The organism is Melaminivora alkalimesophila (genome assembly GCF_000282995.1).
GTDB classification, from domain to species: Bacteria; Pseudomonadota; Gammaproteobacteria; order Burkholderiales; family Burkholderiaceae_C; genus Melaminivora; species Melaminivora alkalimesophila.
Genome location: NZ_ALEE01000373.1, coordinates 1 through 10,271, shown reverse-complemented (window position 1 = coordinate 10,271; position 10,271 = coordinate 1). Strand labels below are relative to the sequence as shown.

The 10,271-nt window shown below is 70.2% G+C and carries 9 protein-coding genes; 1 reads left to right on the top strand and 8 read right to left on the bottom strand.

Annotated elements, in window-relative coordinates; all coding sequences use genetic code 11:
• Positions 1 to 538, top strand: a 538-nt coding sequence (locus tag A612_RS17355) for a hypothetical protein (RefSeq protein ID WP_019373805.1), incomplete at its 5' end; no start/stop codon positions are given.
• Positions 539 to 569: 31 nt separating this feature from the next.
• Here A612_RS17355 and A612_RS07025 read toward each other — a convergent pair.
• The 8 genes from A612_RS07025 to A612_RS17350 form a co-directional block, all read right to left on the bottom strand.
• Positions 570 to 1,397: a TlpA family protein disulfide reductase gene (locus A612_RS07025; RefSeq protein ID WP_019373804.1), complete on the bottom strand. Its 828-nt coding sequence runs from the start codon at positions 1,395 to 1,397 to the stop codon at positions 570 to 572.
• A 120-nt stretch (positions 1,398 to 1,517) separates the two neighbouring features.
• Positions 1,518 to 2,969, bottom strand: a complete 1,452-nt coding sequence (locus A612_RS07020) for an ATP-binding protein (protein ID WP_019373803.1) — start codon at positions 2,967 to 2,969, stop codon at positions 1,518 to 1,520.
• Positions 2,966 to 3,643 (bottom strand): response regulator, encoded by a 678-nt coding sequence (locus A612_RS07015; protein WP_019373802.1) that lies wholly within the window; start codon positions 3,641 to 3,643, stop codon positions 2,966 to 2,968. Before A612_RS07015 ends, A612_RS07020 begins: the two co-directional genes overlap by 4 nt.
• A gap of 65 nt (positions 3,644 to 3,708) precedes the next feature.
• Positions 3,709 to 6,804 carry a tetrathionate reductase subunit A gene (locus A612_RS07010; protein WP_019373801.1) on the bottom strand — a complete coding sequence of 1,032 codons (3,096 nt, stop codon included), beginning with the start codon at positions 6,802 to 6,804 and terminating at the stop codon, positions 3,709 to 3,711.
• A 144-nt stretch (positions 6,805 to 6,948) separates the two neighbouring features.
• Positions 6,949 to 7,998: an NrfD/PsrC family molybdoenzyme membrane anchor subunit gene (nrfD, locus tag A612_RS07005; RefSeq protein ID WP_019373799.1), complete on the bottom strand. Its 1,050-nt coding sequence runs from the start codon at positions 7,996 to 7,998 to the stop codon at positions 6,949 to 6,951.
• Positions 7,999 to 8,024: 26 nt separating this feature from the next.
• Positions 8,025 to 8,822 (bottom strand): sulfate reduction electron transfer complex DsrMKJOP subunit DsrO, encoded by a 798-nt coding sequence (gene dsrO / locus A612_RS07000; protein WP_040436273.1) that lies wholly within the window; start codon positions 8,820 to 8,822, stop codon positions 8,025 to 8,027.
• A 255-nt stretch (positions 8,823 to 9,077) separates the two neighbouring features.
• A complete protein-coding gene (locus A612_RS06995; protein WP_019373797.1) occupies positions 9,078 to 9,686 on the bottom strand; it encodes a TetR/AcrR family transcriptional regulator in 609 nt (202 codons plus the stop codon).
• Positions 9,687 to 9,920: 234 nt separating this feature from the next.
• Positions 9,921 to 10,271, bottom strand: a 351-nt coding sequence (locus A612_RS17350) for a hypothetical protein (RefSeq protein ID WP_158000168.1), incomplete at its 5' end; no start/stop codon positions are given.

The following is a 10,271-nucleotide window of genomic DNA, read 5'->3' as shown; positions in this document are numbered from 1 at the left end:
CGGCCGCGCCTTCATTCCCCAGGTGCGGACCGAGGCCGGCGCCGAGGGCGAGAAGCGCGTGCGCGTGGAACCCGAGCGGCTGGTGTGCCAAAGCGGGCCGCGCTGCCCGCTGCTGGCGGCTGCGTGGAGCAGCGCCAAGCCGGGCCAGGCCGTGCTGAGCGTGCAGCTGCCGGGCAACAAGGCCGAGATCACCGGCGCCGACGTGCATATCGGCGGCTCCGAGGTGGTGCGCCTGCGGTTGCGCTCCGAGCAGCCGGGCGCTGCCTCCGCGGACGCAGCGGCGCCGGCCGGTTCGGCCTTCGACGTGCCGCTGCGGCTGATCGATCGCATCGCCTACGGATCGCGCACCTGGATGCGCATCTACACGGAGGGTGGCGGCAGCGTGGACGAATTCATCCACAGCGGCGAGCAGCGCAGCCAGGCGGCCGAGGCCATGGGGCATTTTCTGTCGGCCGTGACGGCGGCCGGGGGCAGCGGCGCCGGGGTCGAGGGCCCGCGTGGCGGCCTGCTGGACCGCCTGGGGGTGCGCGAGCACTAGGCGGGCCGTTCGTTCACAGGGCCGCAGGCGCTCAGCGGCGGTCCGGTTGGCGGATGCGCTCCAGGTGCTGGGCCAGCGTGGCCTCGGACAGTTCGCCGGAACGCACGGCGACCAGCTGCCCCTGGGCGTTGTAGAAAAGCGTGGTCGGCAGCGCCTTGTGGCCGAGGAGATTGCCCAGCTGTGCGTTCGTGTCGAGCACGACCTTGGTGGCGGGCAGCCGCCAGCTCGCGGCAAAGCGTGCTGCCAGCTCCGGCGCCTCGCCCTGGTTGACCCACAGGAACAGCACATCCCTGTGCGCCTCGTAGGCGCGCAGCAGCACCGGCATCTCGCGCCGGCAGGGCGGGCACCAGCTGGCCCAGAGGTTGATCACCACCGGCCGGCCGAGGGCGGAAGGCAGGTGCACGGTGCGCGCGTCCAGGGCCACGCCCTGCCAGGGCGGCAGGCCGGCCGGCGCCGCAGGTTGCAGCGCCCACCACAGCCCGGTCCCCGCCAGCCATGCGGCCGCGCCCGCCGCCAGGCCGGCCGCCACCGGCCGGCGCCAGGCACTGCGCCGCCACCACAGCACCAGGCCACCGACCGCTGCAGCGGCCAACCCCCAGGCGGGCGCCCAGCCGCCATCCCGGATGTCGATGACCGACAGCGGCGCCTGCAGGTACTGCGGCAGATATTGCAGCACGAAGCCCAGGCGCGCGGCGGCAAAGGCGAGCAGGGCGAGTGCCCACGCATGTCGCCCCACCGCCAGGCCCTGGCGCACCGACAGTCGGTCGTAGGCCATGCTGCCTGCCAGCCAGGCGCAAAAGGCGATGACCGCCGCCCAGGGAAGGACGAGGGGGCCGAGCTGAAGAACCTGGGAGGGCATGGAAAAGCGGCTCCTGTGGTGAAGATGCTGTGCCGCTCGATGGTTCGGCGGCAGCGGTGGTGACGGCAACAGGGGTCGGGCCGGAGTGTGGCTGCAACCCGCGCCGCAGGTCCCTTCGGATCAACCCGCAAGCAGGGGCAGCTCCAGGGTGGCCACCAGCCCCGGATCGGCGGGCCTGAGTTCCAGCGTGCCACCGGCGCTCTCGGCGATGCGCCGGGCGATGGTCAGACCCAGCCCGCTGCCGCTGCCCATGGGCTCCTTGCGCCAGAAACGTTGCGTGGCCTGGGCACATTCCTCGGCGCTCATGCCCGGCCCGTGGTCTCGCACCTCGAATGCGATCGCCCCATGGGGCCGGCGCGGCGAGGGTGTGCGCAGCAGGCGCAGCGTGCACTCCACCGCGGCCTCGCCCCGGTGGTGGCGCAATGCGTTGTCCAGCAGGTTGCCGATCGCGCTGGTCAGCAGCGGCGCGGGCAGGGCGATGCGTACGTCGCTCCATTCGGGGGCGCCCGGGGCTGGCGCGCAGCGCGTCTGTACCGCGGCGGGCGCGGCGCCACGGGCTCCCTCGCGCCCCTGCAGCGATTGCTGCACGGCGTGCTCGAACGCCTGCACGATGGCTTCGCCCGAGGCTTCCTGGGGAGCGGCGAGCGCCTCGCCTTCGATGCGGGCGAGCTGCAGCAGCTGCTCGATGGTGGCGTGCATGTGGGCGATGCCCTGTTCGGCAGCCTGCAGGGCCTGGGCGGCAGTGTCGACGCGCCCGGGGGCAGCCAGCGCCATGCGTGCGACCTGGACGTGGGTCTTGATCGCAGTGAGCGGCGTGCGCAGCTCGTGCGCGGCGTCGGCCGTCCAGCGGCGCTCGTGGGCGATGGCGGCGCTGGTGCGCGCCAGCAGCGCGTTCAGACTGGCGACCAGCGGGCTGAGCTCGCGCGTGTCCTCGCCCGTGTGGACGGGTTCGAGCGCAGTGGGCGCGCGTGTCGCCAGTTCGCGGCGCAGCCGCTCCAGCGGGCGCAGCCCCAGCGTCGCCACCCACCACACCAGCAGCCAGACGACCGCCAGGGCGATGGCAAAGGGCACGGCCAGCGCCAGCACGGCGGTGCGCACCAGCTGCTCGCGCTGCGCCAGCGGATCCGAGGTCGCCACACGCAGCTCGCCCTCGGCCAGCACGTAGGTGCGCCAGGCCTTGCCGCCCTTGCGGATCTCTTGGAAGCCGGGTTCGCCCAGCGTGGACTGGGCGGGGGCGTCGCCCGTGCGCGCCAGCGGCACCACCTCGACCTCGCTGCGCGCCAGGCTCACCTCGCAGGCCACGCCGTCGCGCCCGATCACGGAGTGCAGCTGCTCGGCCGTCGGCGGGCTGCCGTCCGCTGCGGGCTGCAGCTGCTGCACGATGCTGGCCACCATGCGCGCCGAGGCGATCAGGCGGTCGTCGAGCATGGCGTTGAGCTCATGCTCCAGGCTGTTGATGCGCCACGCGGCAACCCCGCCCCACAGCAGGCTGCTGGCCAGCGCCAAGCCGAGCACCAGGCGCAGGCGCAGGCTCTTGTGCGCCCGTCGCGGGGCCGCCGCCGGCTTCGTCATGCCCCCGGGGGCGCGGGGCGCACGCCCAGGCGAAAGCCCACGCCGCGCACCGTCTCGATCAGGTCCGCGCCGAGCTTGCGCCGCAGGTGGTGCACATGCACGTTGACGGTGTTGCTGCCCACTTCCTCGTCCAGGCGGTAGAGGCTGTCGTGCAGTTGCGCCGTGTCGAGGGTGCGGCCATTGGCCTGCACCAGGGCCGCGAGCAGGGCCCATTCGCGGCGCGACAGGTCCACGCGCGCGCCCGCGCGCAGCACTTCCCCGGACGCCATGTCGATGTCGTAGTCGGCGACCCGCACACGGTCGCTGGCACGCCCGCCCACGCGGCGCACCAGGGCCTGCAGGCGCACGACCAGCTCCGGCAAATCGAAGGGCTTGGTCAGGTAGTCGTCCGAGCCCTCGTGAAAGCCCGCCACCTTGTCGTCCAGCGTGGCGCGCGCCGTCAGGATCAGCACCGGCAGCGCCAGCCCCGCCGCGCGCCAGCCGCGCAGCAACTGCAGGCCGTCGCCATCGGGAAGCCCCAGATCCAGGACGCAGGCGTCGTAGCTGCGTGCCGCCAAGTGGGCGCGCGCTTCGGCCGCGCTGGCGGCCACGTCGGCGTCCATGCCGTGCAGTTCCAGGCCGGCGCGGATGCCGCTGGCCACCAGCGGGTTGTCTTCGACGATCAGGATGTGCATGGGGGCAGGGGAGGCGGGGCGCTCCATTGTAGGAAGCACCCCTTCGCGCGCCGCGTCCGCTGGCTTCACACCTTGCGCACGCGCACCGGCAGGCCCTGGCGCACCACCGCGCCCGAGACCCACTCGATCCAGACGTTGTCCTTCTGTGGGCGGGTCGGGTCGGCAAAGCCCAGCTCGTTGAGGTTCACGCCGTTGCCATGCTGCGGGTCGTGCGCCGTGGGCTTGCCGTCCACGATGTGCGCCACCGCGCCCAGCTGCTTGTGCCCATAGCCGTACTCGATCGCCACCGTGCCTGGGGCGATGCCGCTGCGCACCAGGGCCACGCCCTGCACGCTGGCGCCGGGCGTCGTGACCTCGATCCGGTCGCCGTTGCGGATGCCCAGGCGCGCCGCGTCGTCCTTGTGCAGGCTGACCGGGTTGTGCGGGTGCACCTGGCGCAGGCGCTTGACGCCGATCGACATGGAGCTCATGAGGTTCGACTTGTACGAACTCAGGGTGAGCGGCCACTCCGATTCCGGATAGTGGTCGCGCATGCTGGAGCCGTCGGCAAAGCGCGTCGGGAACCAGGTTGGGCAGCCTACGTAGGCTTCGCCCGTCATGGAGTGGCGCATCTTCGCCAGGCCCTCGTGCCAGATCTGCACCGGGAACTTGTGTGCCGCCTTGATGTGCTCGCCCACCCAGGCGTCCTCGATGGTGTCGAAGCGGCCGCCGCGGCTCATGACCATGGCTGCGCGGCGCACTTCCTCGGGCTTGAGGCGTTTTTCCACTTCGGGCATCCAGCGCTTGAGGCCGGTGATCTCGATGTCGTCGTCGCTCGCCTCGGGGACGGGCTTGCCGGCCTGGTAGGCGATGTTGCAGATGCCGCGCAGGTAGAAGTCCTCGGCGCTTTCCAGGTCGAGCGGCTCGCCGTCCTTGGTGCTCATGGCGTTCTTGCCGAAGCCCGGCAGCTGCAGCTCCTTGGCCACGGCGAACAGGAAGGCCTCGAAGTTGACGGGCCGGCCATCGGCCGTGCGCGCCGTGGCCGGCTCGACCACCGGCCAGCGCACGGTCGAGGTCTTGGCGATCACGTCGGCCCAGGGCGCGCCGATGCCCCAGCTCTCGTAGGTCACCGTATCCGGCACGATGTAGTCGGCCAGCGCCGAGGTCTCGTTGATGAAGGGATCGACCGAGATGAACAGCGGCAGCTTCTTCGGATCCTTGATCGAGGGCACGACGGCCTGCTCGAAGCCGGCAATGGCATACACCGGGTTCGACATGTGGTTGATCCACGCCTTGATGGGGTAGGGGTAGCCCAGGAGGCCGGCTGCCACCATCTCGCTGCTCATGTTGCCGGGCGCGGGGTACCAGGGGGCGCGCGCCGGGTAGGGGTTCTCGCCCGCCTCCTTCTTGCGCTTGAATTCGCTGGTCTTCTCGTAGGGGAAGCGCGTGCGCGACAGCGACACGCCGGTGGGCTTGACCTGGCCCTCGAAGGTGGCGAAGTTGTAGCGCGGCCCGGGGCCGAAGGGGCCGAAGGGCCCGGCGTCCAGCACCCAGCCGCCCTTGACGTTCAGGTTGCCGACCAGGTTGTTGAGCATGGCGATGGCATAGGCCGTGTAGAAGCCCGCGCCGCTCATGGTGCCGCCGTGCGAGTTGGCCACTGCGCGCTTGCCGTGGCTGGTGAATTCATGCGCCAGATCGGCGATTTCCTGCTCTGGCACACCGCAGATGTCCGCGTACTCCTTGAGCGTCATGCGGTGCGCGTGCTCGCGCAGCTTGACAAACGAGGTGCACACGGACACTGGAGCCGGGTCCTCGGTCGCTCCGTCGGCGCGCGGCAGGGTGAATTCGCGCTCCACGATCAGCTGCGCGGGCTGCGCCACCGTGTGGGCGCTGAGCGTGCCGTCCGCCAGCTGCACCACGTAGACGTCCTCGACCGGGGTCTTCTCGTCCACCGGCTCGGGCAGGGGCAGGCCGATGTCCGCGCCGCGCAGGAACTGGCCGTAGCGCGGGTGCTTGGGGTCGTTGATGAGCAGGTGCGTCGCGTTGCTCCACGACGCCTCGCCGGCCGCCGCCATGGCCTGCGGGCCGGGTTGGCTCAGGTATTGGGCGTCGTAGCGCTCGTTGTCGATGATCCAGCGGATCAGCCCCATGGCCAGCGCCAGGTCGGTCGCGGGCTTGACGGGCAGCCAGCGGTTGTTGTTGCCGGCGGCGTGGCTGGACGAGGTCGGCAGCACGGGCGAGACCACCACGTACTGGTAGCTGTTGTCCTCGCGCGAGCGCGCCTCGGCCAGTTCGCGTCCCATGCGCTGGAACGGGTTGCCGGCCTGCGCCGGGGCGGTGCCCAGGAACAGCCCGAAGCGCGAGTTCTTCCAGTCCGGCTTGCCGTGCGGCATGCCGGGAATGTTGCCCAGGGCCGCCGCCGTGCCGACCCGGTAGGTCTGGCCGCAATACGCGCCGTGGTTGGAGAAGTTCACCGTGCCGAACGACGGGCCGGCAAAGCGGCGGATCAGCGGCGTGCGGCCTTCGTTGGAGGCATCGGTGATGACCAGCTGGTTCGACTTGGGGCCGTACTCGGGGTTGTCCGGGTCGATCAGCGTCTCCACGTCGCGAATCGCCCGCAGGCCGTCCACATGGCCCTCGCCGAACAGGTCGCCGCCTTCGCAGACTTCCTTGACCAGCTGCTCCAGCGAGATGCTTTTCCACTGGCCCGAGCCGCGCGGGCCGACGCGCTTGAGCGGCGTGAGCACGCGGTAGGGAGAGGTCTGGTGCTCCAGCATGGCCGAGCCGCGGGCGCACGACGTGGCGCGGCCCTCGATGCCGCTGTCGCCGCCCAGCATTGCGTAGGCCTCGCGCACCGGCATGGCCATGGGCACGGCGTTGGTGGTGGACAGCGGATGGTAGGGGTTGCCGGCGATGCGGATGATCTCGCCCTTGTCGGTGTCGACGCGCACGCGCACGCCGCACTGCGTCCAGCAGCCCAGGCAGCTCGAGGGGCTGACCACCTGGCCGGGCTGGGTCGTGAGCTGGCCGGTCACAGGGTCGATGCGGAACTCGGGCGTGAGCGAATTGCCGCGCGTTGCGCTCTTGGTGGCGACGCCGGCGCTGCCGGTCACCAAGCCCTTGGCGCCGCGGGCGACGACTTCGCCGTAGCCGGCGGCAAAGGCCGTCAGGCCGCCGGCCACCGCGCCACCGCGCCACCGCGCAGCAACATGCGGCGGCGGCTGGCGTCGGGGCGCTGGGCCTCGGGGGTGGAGGTGGGGGTCTTGTCGTTCATGGTGTGTTCTCTCTGGCTGTGGGGGCGCGGCTTCCGCAGGCGAAGGGCAGGCTCAGGCCATGGCGGCGGGCAGACCCTGCCGGCGCGCCGGCCAGGCCTCCAGCGCCCAGCTCGCGGCCGCCACCAGGGCGATGAACAGGCCCAGCACGCCCAGCATGCCCATCAGCCCATCGCTGCCCAGCGGCATGTGGTAGAGGTACAGGCCCGAGCCGTACTTCGGCACGCCCTGCACGCTCATGAACAGGGCCCAGCGGAAGGCCCAGGCCGACGCCGAGAGGCCCAGGCCCAGCACCAGGGTGTAGCCCCGGCGGTCGAGGCGCCACTTGCCGCGCACCAGGGCGGCCACCACGGCCACGCCGAAGAGCGCGGAGGCCAGCATCCCGGCGCGCCACACGGGGAACAGCTCGGCCAGGCGCAGCGCCGCGTCGAACGAGGGGTTGATGCCCGCCATTCCGGCCGCGGCCCAGACCAGCGCCACCAGCACCATCGCTGCCGCGAGCAGCAGGCCGATGCTGCGCAGCAGCTGCAGCGCGGCGGCGTCGGGCCGCTGGTGCGCCGGCAGGAAGCGCTCCAGGATGAAGGCCACGCCCACGGTCGCCAGCCAGCCGGACAGGGCCAGGTTCACCGGCACCCAGATGGTGTTCCACAGCGGCCGCGCACGCACCACCATGATCTCGGCGCCCGTGTAGAGCGTGATGCTCAGGGCCGAGAGCACCAGGACCGGTGCCAGCAGGCGCATCCAGCCGATGCGTCCCAGCCACCAGGCGGCGCACATGGCAAGGGCGAGCGCCACGAAGGCCGGCAGCAGCAGGGCGCCCAGGGACATCCACGACCAGGGTGTGAAGTGCGCGTAGAAGTGCCAGAAGCGAGCGGGCTGGTGCAGGTCGGCCAGCAGCGAGACCGGCGCGGCGATGCTGCTGACGGCCAGCGTCAGCACCGCGGCCGGCAGGAGGCGACGCATGCGCGAGGCCTCGGCGCCGAAGCTGAAGGCCGAGACCAGCAGCGCCGCGCCGGTGGCGACGCCTGCCAGGAAGAAGTACTGCACGGCCCAGGGCAGCCAGGCCGCTTCGTAGTGCGGGGTGAGCAGTTCGATGATCTGCATGGGGATCTCCTCGGGACGGCGGGCGCTCAGTGCTCGGACACCAGGCGCACGCTGGCCTGGCCATCGACGCCGTTGACGAATTCATCGGGCAGGCCGATGTAGAACACGCGCGGCTCGGTCTTCATGCCGGGCTTGAGCACCTTCACACCCTCCTCGTGTGCGGCCATGCGGCGGTTGATCTCGCTGTTCGGGTCGTTCAGGTCCCCGATCACGCGCGCGCCGCCCACGCAGCTCTCCACGCAGGCCGGCAGCAGCCCGACTTCCAGCCGGTGGTCGCAGAAGGTGCATTTGTCGGCTGTCTGCGTCTCGTGGTTGATGAAGCGCGCGTCGTAGGGGCAGGCCTGTACGCAATAGCCGCAGCCCACGCAGCGTTCGTTGTCCACGAGCACGATGCCGTCGGTGCGCTGGAAGGTCGCCTGTACCGGGCAGACGGGCACGCAGGGCGGCTCCTCGCAGTGGTTGCACAGCCGCGGCAGGCTGACCATGGCGGGCATGGAGCCGTCGGGCTTGTCGATCTCGTATTGCAGCACCGTGGTGCGGAACTGGCCGATGGGCGGCTGGTTTTCCACCGAGCAGCTCACCGTGCAGGCCTGGCAGCCGATGCACTTGCGGATGTCCACCAGCATGCCGAAGCGCTTGCCTTCCATGCCGGGGCGGCGCGGCGGCTGCGTGCTGCCGGGCAGGCTCACCGCCGTCGCCGGACCGGAAGCGGCGGTCAGCCCGAATGCGGTGGCCAGGCCCACCAGTTCCTGCAGAAAGCTGCGCTTGGTCTGCTGCACCGCAGGCGCGGTCTCAGGGCGCGTGGGAGTCTGTTGTTCAGGCATTGGGGGTTACCGAGTATTTATTGATCGAGTGGCTTCGATTATGGTGAATCGGCCCCGGAAGGTATTGATCAGGATCAATTCCGCTGGTTTATAAAACTCGACCAAAATAACGAAAACCCTCCATTTTCTTTCTGGAACATTAAGGGAGTATTAAATATCGCCAACTGGCGCGGAGCGCCTCTGCGCGCCGTGTGGTGCGCCATGGGATGGCCGGGCGCGTGCCGTCCCTCGGCCCGTCGGGAGGTGCGACCGGGTTCAGTCCCGGCAGGGGCGAGGGGCTCCGGCAATGCCGCGCGCAAAGGACAGGTAGCGCTCTACCACCTGGTCCGTAGAGAGGCTGCCGCCCGGTGCATACCAGCTGGCGACGGAGACGCAAAGCGACGCGATGGCCCGGGCCGCGTCGCGCGGGTGCGCGCAGTGAAACACTCCTTCCGTGGCGCCCTGCTCAAGGATGTCCTGGAGCATCGCCTGTTGCTCGTCGCGCTGGGCGACGTGTGCGCGGCGCACGGCGGGGTCCATGCTGCGCATTTCCGAGCTGGCGATGAAGGCGTCCTCGCGCCGCTGCAGGTGGAAGCGCAGCAGGCACTCGACCACGTGGTCGAAGCGATTGAGGGCGCTGCCGTCCGAGGCGGCATCGGCTGCGCGGGTGTGGGCCAGCATCTGCCCGATGGCCTGACCCACCAGCTTTTCCAGGATGACCTGCTTGGACGGGTAGTGGTGGTAGAGCCCCGGCACCGACAGCCCCGCCCCTTCGGCGATGGCGCGGATCGAGGTGCCGTGGTAGCCGTGCCGGGCGAACAGGTGTCGCGCCGCGCGCAGCGGGGCATCCAGGTCTTCGGTCGAAAAATCTCTCCAGTCCAGCACGTGTCGCTCCCTCTTCAGTTGGCCGTTGCCCGGCGTTGCCGGATCATATACACTGGCACCGACCGATCGATCGATCGGTAAAAGATTGAAGGGCTTTTCTTCTGCTTGCAGCGGAGGTGGCGGAGCGCTTTCCGGAGGTTGTGCGGCGAGCGCCAGAGTTATCAGGCGAGTGTCCTGGGAGCTCCGTGTTCTGGCAACGTGGATAGGGGCCAGTGTTTGGATTTGTCGCGTGGGTTACACCATGAGGCCATGGCGAGAAACTAGTATTTCCAGGATCTGGAAATTCGATGAATTTCCGAATGTGCAGGAATAAGTGGATGAGTGGCGTATGGCCTCGGCGTGTATTCGGCGCCGATTTTCCGGCGCCCGCTGATATTGCCCATTGCGCAGTTTTGATGAACGGACAGTGAAATGAAAGAAAACAGTGGAGACAACAGGACCGCCCTCGCCGTGGTCTTCGGCGCGGACGCCGGGATCGGGGTGCAGGCCCGCGAGGTGCTTGCGCCCCGGGCAGACCAGGTGCTGGTGCAGGTGGCGGCAGCGGGCTGCAACCGCGCCGATCTGCTGCAGCGCGACGGGCGATAC